The organism is Kutzneria sp. CA-103260 (assembly GCF_018263855.1).
In the GTDB taxonomy this organism is placed as follows: Bacteria; Actinomycetota; Actinomycetes; order Mycobacteriales; family Pseudonocardiaceae; genus Kutzneria.
Map to the genome: position 1 here is coordinate 8,217,452 of NZ_CP073318.1, position 21,812 is coordinate 8,239,263.

The window sequence follows — 21,812 nt, forward strand, 5'->3', positions numbered from 1 at the left end:
ATTGAGGTGTGTCCGCCGACCACTCCGACCCTGGCTCCGCCCGTCGCGGCTGGAGCGGGGCCAGCCGACGGCGCCAGCAGTCCGTGCAGAACGACCCGGACCTGGTCGCCGAGTGGTCACGTGCGCCCAAGCCGCAGACCCGGCCGATGCAGCGGTACCCCTGGCAGCAGGAAGAGGAGCCGCCGACCTACCGCACGGCTCCCCCACCGACTCGTCGCGTGGACCCACCCACGTATCGGGACAGCCCGCCCACCTACCGCGAGGACCCGCCGACCCGTCGGGAGAACCCGCCGCCTCCGCATCGCGAGGACCCGACCTATTGGGAGAGCCCCCCGGCCCAGGAGCACCGGTTCGTGCCGCCCGAGCAGCCGAGCAGCGGGCCGCGCACGCCCCGGAAACTGACTGTGACCAGGGTCGCGATGTACCGCGGCCGGCAATTGGGGCAGCGTGGCGTCGACGCGTTCAAGCGCGCCCTGCACGCCGACGGCGCCGACCAGTCCGGGCTCGCCTCACTGACCTGGGCTGTGATGATGAACTACGCCACCGACGCCACGCTGGCCGTCGCGCTGGCCAACACGCTGTTCTTCTCGGCCGCGACCGGCGAGAGCCAGGGCAAGGTCGCGCTGTACCTGCTGATCACCGTCGCGCCGTTCGCGGTGATCGCCCCGGTCATCGGGCCCGCGCTGGACAAGATCCAGCACGGCCGGCGGCTCGCGCTGGCCGTGTCCTGCTTCGGGCAGGCGCTGCTGGCCGTGGTGATGGCCCTGCACTTCGACGACTGGGGTCTCTATCCGGCGGCGCTGGGCACCATGGTGCTGTCCAAGTCGTTCAACGTGCTCAAGGCCGCCGTCACGCCACGGGTGTTGCCGCCCGACATCACGCTGGTCAAGACCAACGCCCGGCTCACCGTGTTCGGCCTGGCCGCGGCCGGTGTTTTCGGCGCCCTGGCCGCCGGCTTCGCCAAGCTGTTCAACTCGCCGGGCGCGCTGTGGTTCACCGCCATCCTGTGCGTGGCCAACGCAGTCCTGTGCCTGCGGATCCCGGCCTGGGTCGAGGTCACCGAAGGCGAGGTGCCTACGTCTCTACGCGCCGAGCCGCGGCAGAAGACCCGGCAGCCGCTCGGCCGTCAGGTCGTGATGGCGCTGTGGGGCAACGGCACCATCCGGGTGCTGACCGGGTTCCTGACGCTGTTCGCCGCCTTCGTGATCAAGGCCCAGACCGAGCGCGACCACGCCCCTGTCGAGCAGCTGGTGCTGCTCGGTGTCATTGGCGCCGCTGCCGGCCTCGGCAACTTCCTCGGCAACGGCATCGGCGCCCGCCTGCAGTTCGGCCGCCCCGACCAGGTGATCATCAGCGCCCTGAGCGCGATCCTGGGCATGACCGTCGTCGCCGCCCTGATTCCCGGCGTCCCCACTGTGGTGGCGCTCGCCCTCGTCGGCTCCGTCGGCAGCGCCCTGGCCAAGATCAGTCTCGACGCCACCATCCAGGACGACCTCCCCGAGGAGTCCCGGGCCTCGGCCTTCGGCCGGTCCGAGACCATCCTCCAGTTCGGCTGGGTCTTCGGCGGCGCCCTCGGCGTGCTCCTGCCGGCCCAGTACTGGATCGGCTTCGCCGTCGTCGGCCTGTTCCTGGCCGCCGGCCTGGCCCAGACCGTCATGGTCAACCGGGACAGCACCCTGTTGCCCTGGCTGGGCCGCCGCCGTCCGCTGAAGTCGGACCCGGTGACCCGCCCCAACCACCACCGCCCAGCCCCGGGCGCCACCGCGCCGGGGTCATCGCCCTGAACCCGCGCCGGCTGCGCCGATGCGGGTTCACCGCCTGCCGCCCGCACACCCCGGGCCACCTCAACCGATCACCACTGGCCCCGGGGCCGGTGGGCCTGACCTGCCACCGTAGGCTCGTCGGATGTGAGCGCGAAACGCCTTGTCCCGCTGGTGTTGGTCGGCGCGGGTGTGCTGGCCTCGGCGTGTTCGGCGCCGCCGCTGCCGCAGGTGACCTTCTTCGCGGTGAACACCACCGTGGCCACTGGCCCGTCCGAGTACTGCGACCTCCAGGTCAACAAGTGCGCCGCCGACCCGGCGGCCGGCGCGACGCTGGCGGTGCCGCCGAACAAGCCGGTGCAGATCTCCGTGCCCACCGAGATCGGCAACGCCGCGTGGCAGGTGACGTTCAAGTTCAAGCAGAACGGCCAGGAGCAGGAGGGCCGCACCGCGGTCTTCGGCGCGGGCGAGCGGCTGGCCTACACGCTTGAGCTGCCGGGCGCGGCCCAGCTGGAGACCGCCGAGGTGCAGCGCTACGCCGGCGTCCTGACGCTCGACCCGAACACCGGAGAGCCGCAGTTCGTGGTCGGCGCGACCTGGGTGCTGTCGGTCGCCGGTCAGAAGGGCTGACGGTCGCTGTACTTCAGCTGACGAGCGACCTTGGTCGCCTTGCGTTTGCCCGACAGCGCCGACACGCGTTCGCACAGGTCCGTGAGGTCCAGCCCAGCGCGGACCAGTGCCCGCGCCGCCGTGGACTCCGGGTCGTCGAGCAGCGCCACCAGCACGTCCCGAGTAGACCCGTGCTCGGTGAGCACGCGCTTCACACGAGCGCTGAGCCGGGCGTGCGGATCCGACGGCCCGTCCGTGAGCACGCGCACGTGCTCACGGATCTCGTCCAGGTCGACGTCGAGATCGATGCGGCGCAGCACGTCGTCGCCGTCCGGATGGAGCGCGCCCAGCAGGAGGTGACCGCTGCTCACCTGAGCGCGGGCCTCCCGCCGGGCGATCGCGAGCATCCTGCTCGTCTGCTCCGACATCACCGATCGATCTACGGGTCGAGGTCCCGGGCGACGCCGCGGACCAGCTCGGCGATCAGCTTCGCCGTCTTGCGGTCCGGGTAGCGGCCGCGGCGCAGGTCCGGCTGGATCTTCGCCTCCAGCACCTTGATCATGTCCTCGATCAGGCCGTGCAGCTCCTCGGCGGGACGGCGCTTGGCCTCCGCCACCGAGGGCGGGGCGTCGACCAGCCGCACCGACAGCGCCTGCGGTCCGCGCCGGCCCTCGGCCATGCCGAACTCGATGCGCTGGCCGGTCTTGAGTCCTTCAAGCCCGGGCGGCAGTGCGGACGCACGAACGTAGACGTCTTCGCCACCGTCCTGGGTGACGAAGCCGAATCCCTTTTCCGTGTCGTACCACTTGACCCTGCCGGTCGGCACTGTGCTCACCTCTCCGCTGCACACAACGAACGCGCCCGGGGACGTGCCCTGGGCGCGAACCTCAAGGGTAGGGCATCGGCGGCGGGACTGGGGTGATGTCGAGTTACGCTGAGGGCATGACGAGGTCGGTGCCCGGCGGCAAGCTGATGACGCTGTCCATGGTGGTCTTCGCGCTCGGCCTGGTGGCCCTCGCAGTCATCTTCAGCCTCTACGCGAGCGGCGCCCGCGATCTGCCCCTGTGGCTGAACGTGCCCGGCGTCCTGCTCACCCCGATCGGCCTGGCCATGGGCCTGGTCGCCGTCTTCCTGCAAAACCGCCGCCGCTCCTGACGACCGCTCCCCACGGATCGCGAAGTATGTTTCCGCTGCTCAGGGGCTGATTCTGGGTAGCGAGCCGGGCCTCGCGACTGTGGCCGTGTAGCCGGCCAGCCGCCTGCTGCCGCGCAGGCTCGCCACCAGGCGCGCGCGTTGACGCGCCCCCAGGCGTGCCACGCTCACCCGCAGTTCGCAGTTCGACTTGCCGGAGTGCCGCCCAACATCACACCCCCACCCGACCCAGGGGGCCGGCCCCGCTGCCAGTCTACCTGCGGGGATGCCTAGTCGATCTTGGTTGGGCGCGGCCTGTGGACAACTCAGCCGGCCATCGGTTGCGTGAACCGGTCGGCGTTGTCGGCCAGCCAGGCCGGGAACTCCTTCAGGCTGGTCAGCACGACCTCGGCACCGGCGTCCACAAGTTCGCGGCGGTCGCAGGGGCCGGTCGTGACGGCCACGGCCACGGCGTCGGCTTCCAGCGCCCCGCGCATGTCACCGACGTGGTCGCCGACGTAGATGGCGGCTCCCTGCTCGCGCAGCACGGTGCCTTTCGCGGACGACCACAGCTCGCCCTTGAGATGGTCGATCTGCCAGCCGAGGGCCTCGACGTGCAGGCGGGCGTTGGGCTCGTACTTGCCGGTGATCACGACGACGCGGCCGTCCAGGTCGCGGACGGCGGCCATCGCCTCCTCGGCGCCGGGCATGGCGACGGTGGTGGCGATCACCACGGTCGGATAGAGGGCCCGGTACCGGTCCATCAGCGCGGGGATGATCGCCTCGTCCATGCCGGCGTCGCGGAACATGTCCTGCAACGGCGGGCCGAGCCGGGACGCGAAGTCCGAGCCGTCGAGTGCCACGCCGAATTCGGCGCCTACCTGGTCGATGGCCGCGGCCACACCGGGCCTGGCGTCGATGAGGGTCATGTCGAGGTCGAAGCCCACTGTCAGCGCCACACCACCGACCCTAACCGCTGACACCAGGCGTTTTTGGGCCCGCCCGCCGGCCGCCCGGGGCTGAAGGTCCACTTCTTGTCGTCGAGGGCAGGTTGTCCACCAGCTTGTCATCTGCGACTAAATGTCCAGCTGCTTGACATCTCTGGTCTGGTGTCCAAGTGCTTGTCGCCGACAGCTTGGCGTCCAGGGACGTGTCGCCCAGAAGGTTGTGTCCAGACGGCGGTCGCCAGCAGGTGGATGTTCTCTCGCTAGTCATCCATCAGCGCGTGTCTGCTTCGTTGACATGAATCGGCATATGTCCAGGGCCTTGACACCAGAGCCAATCATGTCAAGCTAAAGATATGAGCCAGGTCACACCATTCGTCGAGCGCGTGCGCGAATCTCTGCGGGCGCAGCTCATCGCCACGGCCGCGGAGCTGCTCGCGGACCGGGGCTTTCGTGGCATGCGAATGGCCGACGTGGCGGCGGCGACCGGCGTGAGCAGGCAGACCGTGCACAACGAGTTCGGCACCAAGGAGGCGTTGGTCAACGCCGTCGCCGCGCAGACGGTCGCGGAGTTCCTGCAAGGGGTGGCGCAGCGCTTCATGGACGCACCCGATGTCGAAAGCGGCATCTCTGCAGCAGTGCGTCACACCTTGACCCACGCGGCGGAGAACCGGCTCGTCAACGCCATCCTCACCGGCACCGACGCCGAGGATCTGCTGCCGCTGCTGACCACCAAGGGCCGGCCGGTGCTGCTGCCGGCCGTCGACCTGCTCGCCCAGCTGTGGCTCGTGCGTATGCCATGGCTGCCCGATTCGGAGATCCGGCTGCTCGCCGAGACCGGCATGCGGCTGACGGTCAGCCATCTGCTGACCCCCACCAGCACGGTCGACGAGGCCGTCGCCACCATCACCGCCCTGATGCGCCGACTGATCCCGGAGGCACCCCGATGACCGCGGACAACCTGCACCGGACCGGATTCCACTCACTACGCGGCGGCTTCAACTGGGACCACCTGCCGCTACGGCTGTTCGCCAAGGGCAACGTCAAGTTCTGGAATCCGGCCGACATCGACTTCAGCCAGGACGCCCGGGACTGGGCCGAGCTGACCGACGCGCAGCGGGCCAACGCCACCTATCTGGTCGCCATGTTCGTCGCCGGCGAGGAGGCCGTGACCGAGGACATCCAGCCGTTCATGCGGGCCATGGCGGCCGAGGGCCGCATCGGCGACGAGATGTATCTCACCCAGTTCGCGTTCGAGGAGGCCCGGCACACCGAGGTGTTCCGGCGCTGGATGGACGCCGTCGGCCTGACCGGGGACCTGCACTCCTACGTCGCCGACAACCCGGGCTACCGCAAGATCTTCTACGAGGAGCTGCCGGAGGCGCTACGACTGCTGGAGCACGACCACAGCCCAACGGCGCAGATCAGGGCCAGCGTCACCTACAACCACATCGTCGAGGGCACGCTCGCGCTGACCGGCTACTACGCGTGGAACAAGGTGTGCAAGAGCCGTGGCATCCTGCCCGGCATGCAGGAGCTGGTCCGCCGCATCGGCGACGACGAGCGCCGGCACATGGCCTGGGGCACCTTCACCTGCCGCCGGCACGTCGCCGCCGACGACTCCAACTGGGACACCGTCACCCAGCGCATGGGCGAGCTGGTGCCACATGCCCTGGCGGCCATCGAGTGGGTGCTCGACCACGTCGACCCGACCGCCTTCGACCTCGATGTGACCGAGTTCGTCAGCTACGCCGGCGATCGCGCGCAGCGGCGCCTCGGCGCGATCGAGTCCGCCCGCGGCGCGGACGTGGCGAAGATCGACCTGGACTACACGCCGGAGCGACTGGAGGACCAGTTCGGGGACGAGGACGCGGCGGTGCTGGCGCAAGTGTGACGCTGGCGGGTACTGGCCCGAGCGTGATTAATGCAAGTAAGTTGCAGTAATGGTGTCGATCGCGGACCGGTTGCGGGAGCGGGCGGGGTTGCTGGGGCCGGCGTTCGTGGCGGCGATCGCCTATGTGGATCCGGGCAACGTGGCGACGAACACGCAGGCAGGGGCGAAATACGGGTACCTGCTGGTGTGGGTGGTGGCGGCGGCCAACGCGATGGCGGGGCTGGTGCAGTACCTGTCGGCGAAGGTGGGACTGGTCACGGGGAGGTCGTTGCCGGAGCTACTGCGGGAGAGGCTGCCCAGAGGCACGAGGGTGCTCTACTGGGCGCAGGCGGAGCTGGTGGCGGTGGCGACGGACCTGGCGGAGGTGCTGGGCGGGGCGATCGCGCTGAGCATCCTGTTCGGACTGCCGTTGCTGCTGGGCGGAATCATCACGGGGGCGGTGTCCACAGCACTGCTGGCGGTGCAGAACCGGGCGGGCCAGTCCAGATTCGAGCGAGTGATCACGGGACTGCTGCTGGTGATCGCGGTGGGGTTCGTGGCCGGCCTGTTCGTGGCGCCGCCGGAGCCGGCGAAGGTGCTCGAGGGGCTGGTGCCGAGGTTCGACGGAGTCGACAGTTTGGTGCTGGCGGCGGGAATGCTCGGGGCGACGGTGATGCCGCACGTGGTGTACCTGCACAGCGCGCTGGCCCGAGACAGGTTCGGGGCGGACAAGGGAAAGCTGGGGGTCACGAAGGCGGACGTGGGCCTGGCGATGGTGCTGGCGGGCACGGTCAACCTGGCGATGGTGCTGTTGGCGGCGACGGCATTGGGCGGCCACACGGACGCGAGTTCGCTGGACGGGGTGCACACGGCGGTGGGTGACGCGCTCGGGGCTGGGGTGGCGCTGTTGTTCGCGGTCGGTCTGCTGGCTTCGGGCCTGGCGTCCACATCGGTCGGCTGTTACGCGGGCGCGGTGGTGATGGAGGGCCTGCTGCGCAAGCGGGTTCCGTTGCTGGCCCGGAGGGTGGCGACGCTGCTGCCGGCGATCGTGGTGCTGGCGCTGGGCGCGGATCCGACGAAGGCGCTGGTGGCGTCGCAGGTGGTGCTGTCGTTCGGGATCCCGTTCGCGCTGGTGCCACTGGTGGTGTTGACGGCGAAGCGCACGGTGATGGGCGACGCGGTGAACCGGCCGGGAACAACAGCGGTAGCAGGGCTGATCGCCGGGGTCGTGATCGCTCTCAACGTGGCACTGGCCATACTTACGACGTGACCCGGCGTATCACTCGTCGAGCCGCGCTCGGAATCGCCGCGACCACCGCCCTGGCCGGATGCGCCGGACCGCCGACCGCCGCTCCCAGTTCCAGCACGACCACGCGCGTGACGACAACGCCGCCAGTCACGACGACAACGACCACAACAACAACGACCACGCGCGCCCCGGGTAGTCCGGCGGTGGAGGTGGTCCGGGCGACGAGCGGCCGGCCGGAAGTGGCGCTGACCTTCCACGGCGCCGGCCCGCTGGAGATCACCCGCCAGGTCATGGCGCTGCTGGCCCAGCACAACGCCAAGATCACGGTGTTCGCGGTCGGCACCTGGCTGACCGACACCCCGGACGGGGCGCGCATGGTCCGGGACGGCGGCCACGAGTTGGGCAACCACACCTGGAGCCACCCGGACCTGGAGAGCTACCAGCCGGCGCCGATGCTGACCGAGATCGAGCGCTGCCGGGACGCACTGTCCAAAGTGGTCGGAACGCCGGGCACGTTCTTCCGCCAGTCGCAGGGCCAGCACGCCACGGCGCGTGAGCTCGCGGCGGCCGGCAAGGCGGGCTATGCGACAGCACTGTCCTACGACGTGGACTCGCTGGACTGGACGGATCCCGGCGCGGTCGCGATCCGGCGGGCGACGGCCGCCGCCGAGGCGGGCAGCGTGGTGAGCATGCACCTGGGCCATCCCGGCACGGTGCAGGCGCTGCCCGGCATCCTGACCGATCTCGCGAACCGGGGCCTGACGCCGGTGACCGCGACCGAACTGCTGAGGTGAGAAGTTGCGCATCCCTGCTCGGGCGCTGCTCGCGCTCGCATTCGTCGCGTCGCTGACGGCGTGCAAGTCGGCCACCGCCGCCGACGAATCTCCGTCCACCGCGCCCACGACGCCCGCCATGTCGTCGGCGTCGACCGCGACCTCGGCCACCTCGGCCGCGCCGCCGACGACAACCACGACCACACCGAAGTCCCTTGTGGACAGTCTTACCGGCATGCCGCCGGTGTCCGACCCGCACAACGTCTACGCCAACGCGGGCCCGAACATGGTGCTGGACTCGGTGAAGCAGGACAAGCCGCTGGTCTACGTGCCGCACAGCGGATCCGGTGACGTGTGGGTGATCGACCCGGCGACGTTCCAGGTGGTCGCCAAGTACCCGGCGGGCAGGGAACTGCAGCACGTGGTGCCCTCGTTCGACATGCGCACCCTGTACGCCACCGACGACGAGGGCGATCACCTGCTGCCGTTCGATCCGCGGACCGGCAAGCCGGGCAAGCAGATCCCGGTCGTCGACCCGTACAACATGTACTTCACGCCGGACGGCAAGTTCGCCATCTCGGTGGCCGAGCGGTTGCGCAAGCTGGTCTGGTACGACCCGAACACCTGGAAGCAGCAGGACGAGACGGCGGCGCCGGACTGCGCCGGCATCGACCACGCCGACTTCAGCCCCGACGGCCGCACCGCGGTGTTCACCTGCGAGTTCGCCGGCCGGGTGGCGGTCGTCGACATCGCCTCGCACAAGCTGCTCCGGATGATCGACATGCCACAGCGGCACACCGTGATGGGGCCGCAGGACATCAAGCTGGCGCCGGACGGCTCCGTCTACTACATCGCCGACTCGGACGCGAACGGCCTGTGGGTGCTCGACGGCGCGGCGACGAAGGTGCTGCGCTTCATCCCGACCGGCGGTGGCGCGCACGGGCTCTACCTTTCCCGTGACGCCAAGCAGTTGTACGTCACCAACCGGCACGAGGGCTCGGTCAGCGTGCTCGACTCGTACACCGGCGCGGTGCAGACGAAGTGGAAGATCCCCGGCGGCGGCAGCCCGGACATGGGCAACGTGACCGCCGACGGCTCCCAGCTGTGGCTGTCCGGCCGCTACGACCGCGTCGTCTACGTTCTGTCCACAAAGGACGGATCGCTGCTCAAGAAGATCCCGGTCGGCAACCAGCCGCACGGGCTATGCGTGTGGCCCCTTCCGGGGCGGTACTCGCTTGGGCACACCGGCATTACCCGTTGAGGTAGGCGGCTTTGTCGTCGTGGCAACGGTTGTCGTCGACGACGGGGTGGTGGTCGTCGGCGACGTCGTGCTGCTAGCCGTAGTCGTGGTCTTCGGCGGCGTTGTCGTGGTGGTGGTTGTCGCCTCGGGTTTGGTCCGGCCCGTGCACTGCGTCGACGTTCCGGCGGCCCGCGTCGACGACGCAGCCACCACGGTCGCCGGCACGGTGACGGTGGTGGTCGTTTTCGGCGCAGCCGGCTTGCCGGTGTCGGGCTTGCGGAGGGCGAGCGGCTGCTCGGCGATCGTGCTGCCGGGCGGCTCCGTCGAGCTCTCCTCGGTTTCCAGCGCCGCCGTCTCGCTGGCCCTGGTCAGGTGCGGCAACCCGAACGACGGTCCGGCCGCCGGGTCGTCGTGGCCGATGAGCAGGGTGGTGAGCGCCGTCAGGCCGGCGAAGGCGGCGATGGGGGCGATCACCACCGCGGCGAAGCATCCTCGACCGCTGGCTGGCAGTTCCCGATGAGTCACACGGTGATCATGGTGTACTCCGGCCGAGAGGGCAGCCGCACCTGTATCGCTAGATCGGGTGATCATTCCACTTCGGACAGTGAGCGGCCCCCGACGCGGGACGCGCCGGAGGCCGCTTTGTCGACAACGCGACTTACTGCTTGTACGGGGCGGCGGCCGCCTGGGCCGCGACGATGAAGGCGCCCTTCATGTCCGGCCAGAACTTGCTGTCCACGCACGAGTACTTCGGGAAGAAGCCGCCGCAGGTGCCGCTGGCCGCGCCGACCTCGATGGTGAAGCTGGCCACGCCGAGCGTGCCGTAGGTGAAGTCGTCGGTGGTGCCGGGCGTCTCGTAGCCGACGGTGCCGCCGTTGGTGTCGACGGTGTATCCGTTGGAGGCGGCCATCTTCTTGCCCAGCACCCGGTACTGCGCGTCGTTGGGCGAGGTCTTGTCGGTCCAGCCCCAGGGAATGATGATGTCGTTGCCGTAGCTGTGCATCGTGATCATCGTGCCGCGGGCGGTCACCGGCGCCGGGTCGTTGTCCCCGCTGCCGCGCTGCACCGGGTAGATGGACCGGAAGAACTTCTCCAGCCCGGTGACCTCCGGCTCGCTGCCCTTGGCCGGACCCTGGTAGGTCTCGGCGCACGGGTCGCTGGAGTCGCCGCCCCACTTGAAGGTGGAGTTGCGGTTGAGGTCGATGCCCACGTCGGTGCCGGTGCACGAGCCGTGGCTGTTGTCCTCGTTCTTGCGCTGCATCTTCGGCGAGTTGCCGCCGGAGGCCACCGCGTCGACGCCGTCCGGGTTGGCGATCGGGATCACCCACACCTCGGTGGTGTCCAGAATGGACGTTGCCGTGCTGTCGGAGCCGTATCCGTTGACCAGGTAGTCGATCCAGCGCCAGGCCAGCTCGCCGGTGGAGATCTCACGGGCGTGGATCTGGGCCATCAGCGTGAACTTGGGCTTGGGCGAGGTGGTGGACAGCGCGCAGTCGCCGGTCTTCTTCTTGGTCAGGCAGATGGCCTCGATGTCGTGGCCGCCCTTGCCCTTGGCCTTCAGCCACGAGTCGCCGATGTCGTACACCGTGGCCAGGTCCGGGTGCGCGCTCGCGACCTGGCTGAGGTGCTGCTCCTGGCTGGCCACGGTCCGGTAGCCGCCGTAGAAGGTGCCGGCGGCCAGGGAGCGCTGCGCGGGCAGGTCCTTGTAGATCGTGTCGAACTCGGTCGGCCGATATCCCAAGTCGCGCAACGACTGCGCGGTCTGGTTGGTGCCGGTCACGTAGGCGACGCCGTCGCCACCGGTCTCGGCCACGTCGAAGCCGGCGGCGACGAGTTGGTTGACCTGGTCACCGGTGACCGGCACGCTCCACATCACCGGCGTGTCGTCGCCGGCGGCCGCGGAGGCGGATCCGACGAGCAGCAGTGCGGCGACTCCGGCGGCGATGCGGATCAGGGCGCGTGGCCTCATGGCGGCTCCTCACATCGGAATGGCGCCGCGTAACCATACCGACACGGTATGTGCGCCTGACTACCCGCCGTTCGTCTGGTTCGCCCGGAGGATCTCCACTGCCCGTTCCCGCATCTCGACCTTGCGGATCTTGCCGGTCACCGTCATCGGGAACTCGTCGACCACGTGCACGTAGCGGGGAATCTTGTAGTGGGCCAGCTTTCCGGCGCAGTACGCGCGCATCGCCTCGACAGTGATCGGCTCGGCCCCGGGGCGCAGCCGGATCCAGGCCATCAACTCCTCGCCGTAGCGCTCGTCGGGCACGCCGATCACCTGCGCGTCCAACACATCCGGGTGGGTGTAGAGGAATTCCTCCACCTCACGCGGATAGACGTTCTCGCCGCCGCGGATGACCATGTCCTTGATCCGGCCGGTGATCGCGACATAGCCGTCGTCGTCCATCACGGCCAGGTCGCCGGTGTGCATCCAGCGGGCCGCGTCGATCACCTCGGCGGTCTTGTCCGGCTGGCCCCAGTAGCCGAGCATCACCGAGTAGCCGCGGGTGCACAGCTCGCCCTGCTCGCCGCGGGCCGCGGTGAGGCCGGTGACCGGGTCGACGATCTTGACCTCCAGGTGCGGGTGCACCCGGCCGACCGTGGCCACCCGGCGGTCCACCGAGTCGTCGGCGCGGGTCTGGGTGGACACCGGGGAGGTCTCGGTCATGCCGTAGCAGATGGTCACCTCGGTCATGCCCATCCGGTCGATGACCTGCTTCATCACCTCGACCGGGCACGGCGAGCCGGCCATGATGCCGGTGCGCAGGCTGGACAGGTCGTGGTCGGCGAAGTCGGGCAGGGCCAGCTCGGCGATGAACATCGTCGGCACGCCGTAGAGCGACGTGCAGCGCTCGGCCTGCACGGCGTCCAAAGTGGACTTCGCGTCGAACGCCGGCGCCGGGATCACCATGCAGGCGCCGTGCGTGGTCGCGCCGAGATTGCCCATCACCATGCCGAAGCAGTGGTAGAAGGGCACCGGGATGCAGACCCGGTCCTGCTCGGTGTAGCCGCAGAGCTCGCCGACGAAGAAGCCGTTGTTGAGGATGTTGTGGTGCGACAGGGTCGCGCCCTTGGGGAAGCCGGTGGTGCCCGAGGTGTACTGGATGTTGATCGGGTCGTCCGGCGAGAGCCGGATCTCCTTGAGCGCGCCGCGATCCGCCCGCTTGCCGGTCTCGACCAGCTCCGTCCACTCCGGACGGCCGATCAGCAGGACCGTGGCCAGGGCCGGGCAGTTCGGCCGCACCTCGTTGATCATCGCCTCGTAGTCGGAGGTCTTGAACGTCGGCGTGGCGATCAGCGTGGCCACCTCGGCCTGGTTGAGCACGAACTCCAGCTCGTGCACGCGGTAGGCCGGGTTGATGTTGACCAGGATCGCGCCCAGCTTCGCCGTGGCGTACTGGGCCAGCACCCACTCGGCGCAGTTCGGGGCCCAGATGCCGACCCGGTCGCCCTTGGCCACGCCGAGAGCCCGCAGGCCGAGCGCCACCGCGTCCACGTCCGCCGCCAGCTCCGCGTACGTCCACCGCCGACCGGAGGCCCGCTCGACCAGCGCGTCCCGGTCGCCGACCCGGGCGACCGTGCGGTCCAGGTTGTCGCCGATGGTGTCGCCGAGCAGCGACACGTCCGAGGTTCCTGAGGCGTATGCGGGCAGTGCGACCATGCGGCCCATCCTCGCCTGTGACGGGCGCCACTGCCACCCCCGAGCGGGGGTAGGCCGGTCAGAGCACGCGCGATAATCGAGGAATGATCGAGGTCAGTCCACTACGGTCGGAGGATCGCGCCCGCTGGGAGGCATTGGCGCGCGGATACAAGCGGTTCTACCGGACCGAGGTGTCCGACGAGGGTTATGAGCGGACCTGGCAGCGGCTGCTGCGGGCCGAGGACGTGTTCGGCAGTGCCGCCCGGCTCGGCGACGGGCAAGTCATCGGCATCGTCCACTACCTGTTCCAGGCCAACCCATGGGCGCCGGCGTCATGCTATCTGCAGGATCTGTTCGTGGACGAGGCCGCGCGGGGCCATGGAGCGGCGCGGGCGATGATCGAGCACGTCGCCGGGGTGGCCCGGGACCGGGGCGCGGCCCGTCTCTACTGGCACACCCAGCAGGACAACGAGCCAGCCCGCGCGCTCTACGACAAGATGGCCGCCTTTCGCGGCTTCATCAGCTACGACCGGCTGCTCGGTTAGAGCTCGACGACCAGGCAGGGGCCGCCGTCGAACAGACCGCCGTCGACAGCGAGGACCTTGTCGTCAGCGTAGGAGAGCGGGCCCTCGACCTGTTCGGGTTCGATGCCGAGCTGGTCGGCGATGATGCTGTGGCCGTGCACGATGCGCTTGCCGCCGAACTTGCCCATGATCTCGTCGGCGGTCTGGGCGCCGGTGGCGCCGCGGAAGGCGAAGCGGGTGGTCATCTTGTGCCAGCAGTCCCACCAGGAGGTGAGCTCGCGGCCCTGCATGATGGCCTTGACGGCGGCGTTGACCTCGTCGACCGAGTCGCCCCAGGACAGGTAGGCGGTGGTGTCGGAGTGCAGCAGCAGGTGCTCGTCGACGACCACGGCGACGGGGCGGTCGGTGAGCCAGCGGACGTGGCGGTCGGTGAGCCGGGTCTGGTCGGACAGCTGCCCGCCGTTGAGGTGCCAGCTGCGGGCGAAGCTGCGGAAGCCGTAGTCCGAGGGCACCGGGGTGTCGCCGAACAGGTGCATGCCGAGCAGCAGGACCTCGTGGTTGCCGAGCAGGGAGCCGACGAAGCCGCCGGCCCGGTCGGCCTGGTCGGACAGGCGCATGACGAGCTCGATGACGCCGATGCCGTCGGGCCCGCGGTCGACGAAGTCGCCGAGGAACCACAGGCGGTGCCGGCCGCCGGACCACTGGCCCTCGGGGGTGGTCAGCCCGGCGGTGTGCAGTGCGGTGATCAGCTCGGAGAGGTGGCCATGCACGTCACCGACCACGAACACCGACTCATCCCGTTCGTCGTCGCCCACGGTGGCCACGATAGGCGGTCGGACCCGTCGGCCGCCGGGCGGACCGGTCACCGGAGCGTATCGAAATGATCTCCGTGAGCTGGGGATTCTTGGTTTCGAACGGACCGCAGGCGGGTGGTCACCGTGCGTGCTTGAAGGGGTCGGCGGCGCTGCCGACGAGCTGGGCGATGGACTCGATCACCATGGTCGGCCGGTACGGGAAGCGCTCGGCGGTGTCGGCCCCGGAGATGCCGGACAGCACCAGGATGGTCTGCAGGCCGGCCTCCAGGCCGGACCGCACGTCGGTGTCCATCCGGTCGCCGATCATGAGGGTGCTCTCGGAGTGCGCTCCGATGGCCCGCAGCGCGGACCGCATCATCAGCGGGTTGGGCTTGCCGACGTAGTAGGGCTCGCGGCCGGTGGCCCGGGCGATCAGCGCGGCCACCGAGCCGGTGGCCGGCAGCAGGCCCTCCCGGGACGGGCCGGTCTCGTCGGGGTTGGTGGCGATGAACCGGGCGCCGGCGTCGACCAGCCGGATGGCCTTGGTGATGGCCTCGAAGCTGTAGGTCCGGGTCTCGCCCAGCACGACGTAGTCGGGGTCGCTGTCGGTCAGCACGTACCCGATCGAGTGCAGGGCGGTGGTCAGGCCGGCCTCGCCGATGACGTAGGCCGAGCCGCCGGGCCGCTGGGTGTCGAGGAACTTGGCGGTGGCCAGCGCCGAGGTCCAGATGGCCGACTCGGGCACGTCGATGCCGGTGCGCAGCAGCCGGGCCCGCAGGTCGCGGGCGGTGTAGATGGAGTTGTTGGTGAGCAGCATGAACGGGATCTCCTGGTCCCGCAGCTCCTCCAGGAACTGGTCCGCGCCGGGGATGATGTGGTCCTCGTGGACCAGCACGCCGTCCATGTCCATCAGGTAGTTCCAGGCCATGGACGTCATGATCCCCCGGCGACCGGGTGCAGGGCCACCTCGGCCGCCTTGACGGCGAGCCAAATCCGGGTGCCGGGCTCGATGCCCAGGTCGGCGACGGCGGCGGCGGTCAGGTCGGCGGCCAGCCCGTCCACCCACAACGGGCCGTCGACGGCGCGGGCGGCACGCAGCCGGATCAGGTCGCCGTGCGGCTCCAGGCCGCCGACGACCGCGCCGAACACGTTGCGGGGGCTGCCGGCGGGTGGCTCGACGTGCACGGCGACCGCGGCCGGCGCGAAGACGGCGACGGCGGGCGAGCCCTCGTCGATGGGCTCGGGGACGTGTCCGCTGAGGACGAGGTCCTCGGCGACCAGCCCGGACGGCCCGTAGACGCCGGGCACGAGGTCGAGGCCGGCGATCCGGGCGGTGAAGGCGGTGCGGGGCCGGCCGAGCACGGCCCGGGTCTCGCCCTGCTCGACGATCCGACCGTCGGCGAGCACGATGACCCGGTCGGCCAGCACCAGGGCGTCCAACGGGTCGTGGGTGACGAGCAAGGCCGTGCGGGACGAGTTTCGGAGTACCCGCCGGAGCATGGCCCGCAGCGCTGGGGCGGCGTCGACGTCAAGCGCGGCAAAGGGTTCGTCGAGCAGCAGCAGTTCCGGCTCGGAGGCCAGTGCCCGGGCGACGGCGACGCGTTGGGCCTGCCCGCCGGAAAGCTGGCTGGGCCGTCGCGCACCGAACTCGGCGGCGTCCACATCGGACAAAAGCTGCGAAACCAGGGCGTTGGCGTCATGCCGGGACACGCCCCGGGAACGCGGTCCGAACGCGACGTTGGCGGCGACGGTCAGGTGCGGGAACAGCAGCGGATCCTGCGCCAGCAGGCCGATTCCCCGCAGGTGGGGCGGCACGTGCACACCCTTGGCGGCGTCGTTGAGCACCCGGCCGCCGAGCTCGATCCGCCCCTCGTCGGGGCGCAGCAGCCCGGCCAGCGCCGACAGCAGGGTGGACTTGCCGGCGCCGTTGCGGCCGAGCACCGCCACCACTTCGCCGTCAGCTACGGACAGTTGTAGAGACAGGGCAAAGGAATCGCGGCGAACGGTGAGGTCGAGATCGAGGCTCACAGGCGGCCCTCGATCGACCTCGGCCGGGCCACGGCGATCACCACGATCGCCAGCACGACCAGCAGCAGCGACACCGCGACGGCGGCATCCACATCGGACTGTGACTGCTCGTAGACCAACAGTGGCAGGGTTTGCGTTGTGCCCTCAAGGTTTCCGGCAAAGGTGATGGTGGCCCCGAACTCTCCCAGCGACCGGGCGAACGCCAGCACCAGCGAGGATCCCAGGGATGGCAACAACAACGGCACGGTGACCCGCCGGAACACCGTCCACGGCGCGGCGCCGAGCGTCGCGGCCACGGCCTCGTAGCGCTCGCCAGCGTTGCGCAGCGCGCCCTCCAGGCCGATCACCAGGAACGGCATGGCGACAAACGTCTGGGCGATGATCACCGCGGCCGTGGTGTACGGCAGCCGCAGCCCGAACAGGCCCAGCACCTGACCACCGAATCCGTTACGCCCCAACAGGTACAGCAGCGCCAGGCCGCCGACGACCGGCGGCAGCACGAGCGGCAGCAGCACGATGGCCCGCAGCAGCCGCAGCCCCGGCAGCCGCCCGCGGGCCAGCACGACCGCGAGCGGACCGCCGAACACCAGCGACAGCAGCGTGGCGGCCACACCCGTCCGCACCGAGAGCCACAGGGCTTCCAGCGCGGCCGGGCTGACCACCAGCGCCGGCAGCTGGCCGAGGTCGCTGCGGGCCACCAGACCGATGACCGGCAGCACGACCAGGGCCAGCGCCAGCGCCGCCGGGATCCAGAGCAGGACCGGGACGGACCGTCTCACGGAAGCTGGAAGCCGACCGCGCCGAGCTCCTTCTTGCCGGCGTCGCCGCGCACGAAGTCGACGAACTGCTTGGCGATGGCCGACTGCTGCGAGTTCTTCAGCACGGTGATCGGGTAGTCGTTGATCGCCTTGTCGGCCTCGGGGAACGCGATGCCCTTGACTTTGCTGCCGGCCGAGTTGACGTCGGTCAGGTAGACCAGACCGGCATCCGCGTCGCCGGACTCCACCTTGGACAGCACGCCGGTGACCGCGGTTTCCTTGCTGGCCGGGGTGATCGTGACGCCGGTGGCCTGCTCGACCTTCAACGCCGCCGCCCCACAGGGCACGGCGTCGGCGCACACCACGACCACGGTGCCGGGCTTGGCCAGGTCGGCGAAGGCGGCGATCTTCTTGGGGTTGCTCGGCGGGACCGCGATCTCCAGCTTGTTGCGGGCGAACACCTGGGGCGTGCCGTCGTTCAGCCCGGCCTTGGTGATCTTGCCCATGTTGGCGGTGTCGGCCGAGGCGAACACGTCGGCGGCGGCGCCGTTGGTGATCTGCTGCACCAGCGTGGACGAGCCGTCGTAGGTGATCTTCACGGTGACGCCGGGGTGGGCGGCCTGGAACTCGTCCTTGAGCTTGTTGAACGAGGTGGTCAGCGAGGCCGCGGCGAGCACGGTCAGGGTGCCCGACTCGGCCGGCGCGCTGCTGGTCGTCGACGCACCCGACGACGACGCCGACCCACCACCGCAGGCGGTCAGCAGCAGCGCGGCCGACCCGATGGCGACAACGAGTTTCCTCACGACATGCCTCCCGGCGTTTCGACGATCACCTGGGTGGACTTGACCACGGCCACCGCCAGCACACCGGGGGTCAGGCCCAGTTCCCGGACCGCCTCGGTGCTCATCAGCGACACCACGCGGTGCGGCCCGCTCTGGATCTCGACCTGGGCCATCACCTTGTCCTCGACGATCTCGGTGACCAGGCCGACGAACCGGTTGCGGGCCGACCGGCCGACGCCGGACGGGTCGGGCACGGCGTTGGCCTGGGCCCGGGCGAACACGGCGAGCTCGGCGCCGTCGACGACCTTGCGGCCGGCGGCGTCGACGCCCGCGGTGAGCTGGCCGGCGTCCAGCCAGCGGCGCACCGTGTCATCGCTCACGCCAAGCAGCACGGCGGCCTCGGACACCCGGTAGGTGGGCGCTTCGGGTCGAGTCACGCGCCGAGGCTAGCTCCGCTGGTGCGGCACGAGAAGAGCGATAGCTCCGCAGATAAGGATTTGTTAACCGATCGGCTCAATCCTTGGCGGCGATCTTGGCGATCTCCTTGCGCATCTCGACCAGGATCTCGCTGCCGTAGGCGTAGAGCAGCTCGCGCTGCTCGGGCGTGTAGTGCGACAGGACCCGGGCCATCATCTCCGACACGCCCTTGAACAGCACGCCGAACCGCTCCGGGTCGCGGTCGCTGAGCGTGACCTCGACCAGCACCTTGCGCCGGTCGTGCGGGTCGCGGACGCGGCGCACGTAGCCGGCCCGCTCCAACCGGTCGATCACGCCGGTGACCGCGCCGGTGGACAGCCCGGACAGCTCGGCGATGCGGCCGGCGGTCATCGGCTCGCCGCCGCGGGCGGCCAGGTCCAGGCACTTGTGGTCGGTGGCGGACAGCCCGAGCTGCTCGGCGATGCGGGCATGGAACATCACCGTCACCAGGCTGCTGTCCCGCCCCAGCCACGAGAAGCGCTCCAGCTCCTCGTCGCTGACCGGGTAGACCGCCTTGGCCTCGGCCGTCTCGGACATCGCCACCACCTCAACCCGCTTACTTGCTAAGACACTCGGTCCTAAAGAAATCATAACCGCCGAACGCTGTTCCGCGGCGGTCAAGACTAGGGCGTCCAGCGACTACCCTGATCGTGATGACACCCGTCGAGCTAGGCATTCCGGGCGTGCGGAGCACCCCCGACACCTCGACGCGTCCCGATCGGCCGGACTTGATCGACACCTACGGCCGCGTCGCCACTGACCTGCGGGTTTCCCTCACCGACCGGTGCAATCTGCGGTGCACGTACTGCATGCCGGCCGAGGGCCTGGAGTGGCTGCCGGGCCAGGATCTGCTGACCGGGGCCGAGCTGATCCGGCTGATCCGGGTCGCCGTGGGCCAACTCGGCGTCCGTGAGCTCCGCTTCACCGGTGGGGAACCGCTGCTGCGCAAGGATTTGCCGCAGATCCTCGCGGCCGCGGCGGAACTGCGCCCGCGGCCCCGCATGTCGTTGACGACCAACGCGGTGTCGCTGGCCCGCAAGGCCCACCAGCTGGCCCTGGCCGGACTGGACCGCATCAATGTGTCCCTCGACACACTTCGGCCGGACCGGTTCGCCGCGATCACCCGCCGGGACCGCCTCGACGACGTGTTCGCCGGCCTGGCCGCGGCCCACGACGCCGGGCTGACGCCAGTGAAGGTGAACACGGTGCTGATGCGCGGCGTGAACGAGGACGAGGCGCCGGACCTGCTCCAGTTCTGCCTGGACCACGGCTACCAGCTGCGGTTCATCGAGCAGATGCCGCTGGACGCCCAGCACGAGTGGGACCGGGACAAGATGATCACCGCCGAGGAGATCCTGGACCGGCTCAGCGCCAAGTTCACCCTGACCCCGGAACCGGCCCGGCGCGGCGCCGCGCCGGCCGAGCGGTGGCTGGTCGACGGCGGCCCGGCCACGGTCGGCGTGATCGCCTCGGTGACCCGGCCGTTCTGCGCCGCCTGCGACCGGACCCGGCTGACCGCCGACGGTGCGCTGCGGACCTGTCTCTTCGCCACCACCGAGACCGACCTGCGCGGGCCGCTGCGCGCCGGCGCCTCCGACGAGGAGCTGGCCCAGCTGTGGCGGGCCGCGATGTGGGGCAAGGCCAAGGGGCACGGCATCAACGACGACGGATTCGCGCAGCCGGACCGTCCGATGAGCGCGATCGGAGGCTGACCGCGTGGTGTTGACCATCCGCTACTTCGCCGGGGCCAAGGCGGCCGCCGGGGTCGGCGACGAGCAGCTGACCCTGACCCCGGAGTCCACAGTGGACGACGTGCTGCGGCTGGTGCGGGACCGGCACGGCGAGGGTCTGGCCCGCGTGCTCACCGCCTCCAGCCTGTTGCTGGACGGAATTGCCGTGCGGGACACGGGAATCCGGGTCGGCGGTGGCGTCGAGCTGGACGTGCTGCCGCCCTTCGCCGGCGGCTAGGCTGCTGTCATGAAGGGCCCCATCCTCTCGTTGAACGGGCGGATTCCAGGGGTCGTTGCAACACAGGTGATCAACTGGCGTCGGTCAGGAGCTTAGCCAGACGCTCGGCTGGGGTGTCCCAGCCGAGCGTTTTGCGTGGCCGGCGGTTGAGCTGGGCGGCGACCGCGGTCAGGTCCTCGGGCGTGTGCACGGACAGGTCGCTGCCTTTGGGGAAGTACTGGCGCAGCAGACCGTTGGTGTTCTCGTTGGAGCCGCGCTGCCACGGGGAGTGCGGGTCGCAGAAGTAGACCGGCATGCCGGTGGCCATGCTGAACTCGTGATGCCGCGCCATTTCCACGCCCTGGTCCCAGGTCAACGACCGGCGCAGGTGGGCGGGCAGGGTGGCCATGGTGGCGATCAACCCGTCGCGGACGGTCTGGGCGTCCCGTCGTCCGGGCAGGTGGACCAGCATCACGTAGCGGGTCGCGCGCTCGACCAGGGTGCCGATCGCGGACGCGTTGCCCAGGCCGATGATCAGATCGCCTTCCCAGTGCCCGGGATAAGCGCGGTCGCAGGCCTCGGCCGGGCGTTCGCTGATCATGACCATCGGCGTGGTGAACCGGGCCTGGCGCTGATCGGACTGGCGGCGGGGTGCGCGCACCGCGCGTCCGGTGCGCAGAGCGCGAGTGAGCTCGCGGCGCAGCTCGCCGCGTCCTTGGACGTAGAGGGCCTGGTAGATGGTCTCGTGGGTCACGTGCAGCTCCGGCCGGTCGGGGTGATCGCGGCGCAGCCGGTGGGCGATCTGCTCCGGGCTGCACCGCTCGACCAGCATGCCTTGCACCCGCTCCCGCAACTCGGGGCAGGCCGCGAGTTTGCCGGTCTTCGGGCGTGGCCGGCGGCTCTCGGCGCGGGCCTGGGCCGCGTGCGGCCGGTAGTCCCCGCTGCCGGGGTGGCTGTTGCGGGCAAGCTCGCGGCTGATCGTGGACGGGCTGCGGCCCAGCTCGGCCGCGATGGCCCGGACCCCGGTCCCGGCCCGGCGCAGGTCAGCGATCACGATCCGCTCGTCGACCGACAGGAACCGTGAGGACACCTCCGGTCGGGCAGGAGGCCGACAGCCCGGCGGGGCGAACGACGCGCTGGTCGTCCGCCCCGCCGTGCTGGCCCGGCCGAACCGCCACCGGTGCCCGGTGCGGCGGTTGATCCCGACGATTCGGCATGCCTCGATGGTGCCTACTCCGTGCGCCACAAGATCACGGTAGTGCTGGCGCTCGGCGAGCAAC

The 21,812-nt window shown here is 70.1% G+C and carries 25 protein-coding genes; 12 read left to right on the forward strand and 13 right to left on the reverse strand.

What is annotated here, in order from left to right:
* The first annotated feature begins 146 nt into the window (after nt 1-146).
* Nucleotides 147-1,784 carry an MFS transporter gene (locus tag JJ691_RS36085; protein ID WP_211771921.1) on the forward strand — a complete coding sequence of 546 codons (1,638 nt, stop codon included), beginning with the start codon at nt 147-149 and terminating at the stop codon, nt 1,782-1,784.
* Nucleotides 1,785-1,907: 123 nt separating this feature from the next.
* Nucleotides 1,908-2,390, forward strand: coding sequence for a DUF2771 family protein (locus tag JJ691_RS36090; RefSeq protein WP_211764018.1), 483 nt, complete (start codon nt 1,908-1,910; stop codon nt 2,388-2,390).
* On the opposite strand, the gene JJ691_RS36095 is transcribed toward JJ691_RS36090, so the two are convergent.
* Together JJ691_RS36095 and JJ691_RS36100 are read right to left on the reverse strand one after the other, a co-directional pair.
* Entirely contained in the window at nt 2,378-2,797 is a 420-nt protein-coding gene (locus JJ691_RS36095) for a Clp protease N-terminal domain-containing protein (RefSeq protein WP_211764019.1), read from the reverse strand. The genes JJ691_RS36090 and JJ691_RS36095 overlap by 13 nt on opposite strands.
* Before the next feature lie 11 nt (nt 2,798-2,808).
* Complete coding sequence (locus JJ691_RS36100) at nt 2,809-3,195, reverse strand: cold-shock protein (RefSeq protein ID WP_211764020.1); 387 nt, start codon at nt 3,193-3,195, stop codon at nt 2,809-2,811.
* A 116-nt stretch (nt 3,196-3,311) separates the two neighbouring features.
* On the opposite strand from JJ691_RS36100, the gene JJ691_RS36105 reads away from it, so the two are divergent.
* On the forward strand, nt 3,312-3,524 hold the full coding sequence (locus tag JJ691_RS36105) for a hypothetical protein (protein ID WP_211772277.1): 213 nt from the start codon (nt 3,312-3,314) through the stop codon (nt 3,522-3,524).
* Between the two features lie 302 nt (nt 3,525-3,826).
* Here JJ691_RS36105 and JJ691_RS36110 read toward each other — a convergent pair whose 3' ends face one another.
* Nucleotides 3,827-4,459, reverse strand: coding sequence for an HAD family hydrolase (locus JJ691_RS36110; protein ID WP_211764021.1), 633 nt, complete (start codon nt 4,457-4,459; stop codon nt 3,827-3,829).
* A gap of 341 nt (nt 4,460-4,800) precedes the next feature.
* Between JJ691_RS36110 and JJ691_RS36115 the strand changes: the two genes are divergently transcribed.
* The 6 genes from JJ691_RS36115 to JJ691_RS36140 are packed head-to-tail and all read left to right on the forward strand — an operon-like array spanning nt 4,801 to nt 10,099.
* A complete protein-coding gene (locus tag JJ691_RS36115; RefSeq protein ID WP_211764022.1) occupies nt 4,801-5,394 on the forward strand; it encodes a TetR/AcrR family transcriptional regulator in 594 nt (197 codons plus the stop codon).
* Nucleotides 5,391-6,338 (forward strand): R2-like ligand-binding oxidase, encoded by a 948-nt coding sequence (locus tag JJ691_RS36120; protein WP_211764023.1) that lies wholly within the window; start codon nt 5,391-5,393, stop codon nt 6,336-6,338. The genes JJ691_RS36115 and JJ691_RS36120 overlap by 4 nt, the downstream gene beginning before the upstream one ends.
* 49 nt (nt 6,339-6,387) lie before the next feature.
* A complete protein-coding gene (locus JJ691_RS36125; RefSeq protein WP_211764024.1) occupies nt 6,388-7,587 on the forward strand; it encodes an Nramp family divalent metal transporter in 1,200 nt (399 codons plus the stop codon).
* Nucleotides 7,584-8,360 (forward strand): polysaccharide deacetylase family protein, encoded by a 777-nt coding sequence (locus JJ691_RS36130; protein ID WP_211764025.1) that lies wholly within the window; start codon nt 7,584-7,586, stop codon nt 8,358-8,360. The genes JJ691_RS36125 and JJ691_RS36130 overlap by 4 nt, the downstream gene beginning before the upstream one ends.
* A gap of 4 nt (nt 8,361-8,364) precedes the next feature.
* Entirely contained in the window at nt 8,365-9,600 is a 1,236-nt protein-coding gene (locus tag JJ691_RS36135) for a YVTN family beta-propeller repeat protein (RefSeq protein WP_249227235.1), read from the forward strand.
* Between the two features lie 19 nt (nt 9,601-9,619).
* Nucleotides 9,620-10,099, forward strand: a complete 480-nt coding sequence (locus JJ691_RS36140) for a hypothetical protein (RefSeq protein WP_211764026.1) — start codon at nt 9,620-9,622, stop codon at nt 10,097-10,099.
* A gap of 138 nt (nt 10,100-10,237) precedes the next feature.
* Here the strand turns inward: JJ691_RS36140 and JJ691_RS36145 are convergent, their stop codons facing one another.
* On the reverse strand, nt 10,238-11,548 hold the full coding sequence (locus JJ691_RS36145) for a M14 family zinc carboxypeptidase (RefSeq protein ID WP_211764027.1): 1,311 nt from the start codon (nt 11,546-11,548) through the stop codon (nt 10,238-10,240).
* Between the two features lie 60 nt (nt 11,549-11,608).
* A complete protein-coding gene (locus JJ691_RS36150) occupies nt 11,609-13,252 on the reverse strand; it encodes an AMP-binding protein (RefSeq protein WP_211764028.1) in 1,644 nt (547 codons plus the stop codon).
* Between the two features lie 74 nt (nt 13,253-13,326).
* On the opposite strand from JJ691_RS36150, the gene JJ691_RS36155 reads away from it, so the two are divergent.
* Nucleotides 13,327-13,767, forward strand: coding sequence for a GNAT family N-acetyltransferase (locus tag JJ691_RS36155; protein WP_211764029.1), 441 nt, complete (start codon nt 13,327-13,329; stop codon nt 13,765-13,767).
* Here JJ691_RS36155 and JJ691_RS36160 read toward each other — a convergent pair.
* From JJ691_RS36160 to JJ691_RS36190, 7 genes are all read right to left on the reverse strand, one after another.
* Nucleotides 13,764-14,561: a metallophosphoesterase gene (locus JJ691_RS36160; RefSeq protein WP_249227236.1), complete on the reverse strand. Its 798-nt coding sequence runs from the start codon at nt 14,559-14,561 to the stop codon at nt 13,764-13,766. The genes JJ691_RS36155 and JJ691_RS36160 overlap by 4 nt on opposite strands.
* Nucleotides 14,562-14,679: 118 nt before the next feature.
* A complete protein-coding gene (locus tag JJ691_RS36165) occupies nt 14,680-15,477 on the reverse strand; it encodes an HAD-IIA family hydrolase (RefSeq protein WP_211764030.1) in 798 nt (265 codons plus the stop codon).
* A complete protein-coding gene (locus tag JJ691_RS36170; RefSeq protein WP_211764031.1) occupies nt 15,474-16,568 on the reverse strand; it encodes a sulfate/molybdate ABC transporter ATP-binding protein in 1,095 nt (364 codons plus the stop codon). Before JJ691_RS36170 ends, JJ691_RS36165 begins: the two co-directional genes overlap by 4 nt.
* Nucleotides 16,565-17,347, reverse strand: coding sequence for an ABC transporter permease (locus JJ691_RS36175; RefSeq protein ID WP_249227237.1), 783 nt, complete (start codon nt 17,345-17,347; stop codon nt 16,565-16,567). The genes JJ691_RS36170 and JJ691_RS36175 overlap by 4 nt, the downstream gene beginning before the upstream one ends.
* A complete protein-coding gene (gene modA, locus JJ691_RS36180) occupies nt 17,344-18,129 on the reverse strand; it encodes a molybdate ABC transporter substrate-binding protein (protein ID WP_211764032.1) in 786 nt (261 codons plus the stop codon). The genes JJ691_RS36175 and modA overlap by 4 nt, the downstream gene beginning before the upstream one ends.
* Entirely contained in the window at nt 18,126-18,515 is a 390-nt protein-coding gene (locus JJ691_RS36185) for a TOBE domain-containing protein (protein ID WP_211771925.1), read from the reverse strand. The genes modA and JJ691_RS36185 overlap by 4 nt, the downstream gene beginning before the upstream one ends.
* A 106-nt stretch (nt 18,516-18,621) precedes the next feature.
* Nucleotides 18,622-19,122, reverse strand: coding sequence for a MarR family winged helix-turn-helix transcriptional regulator (locus JJ691_RS36190; protein WP_211764033.1), 501 nt, complete (start codon nt 19,120-19,122; stop codon nt 18,622-18,624).
* Nucleotides 19,123-19,238: 116 nt separating this feature from the next.
* On the opposite strand from JJ691_RS36190, the gene moaA reads away from it, so the two are divergent.
* A complete protein-coding gene (gene moaA, locus JJ691_RS36195; protein ID WP_211764034.1) occupies nt 19,239-20,297 on the forward strand; it encodes a GTP 3',8-cyclase MoaA in 1,059 nt (352 codons plus the stop codon).
* Between the two features lie 4 nt (nt 20,298-20,301).
* On the forward strand, nt 20,302-20,553 hold the full coding sequence (locus tag JJ691_RS36200) for a MoaD/ThiS family protein (RefSeq protein ID WP_211764035.1): 252 nt from the start codon (nt 20,302-20,304) through the stop codon (nt 20,551-20,553).
* Nucleotides 20,554-20,623: 70 nt separating this feature from the next.
* Here the strand turns inward: JJ691_RS36200 and JJ691_RS36205 are convergent, their stop codons facing one another.
* Nucleotides 20,624-21,778, reverse strand: a complete 1,155-nt coding sequence (locus JJ691_RS36205) for an IS30 family transposase (protein ID WP_442912793.1) — start codon at nt 21,776-21,778, stop codon at nt 20,624-20,626.
* Nucleotides 21,779-21,812: the final 34 nt, after the last annotated feature.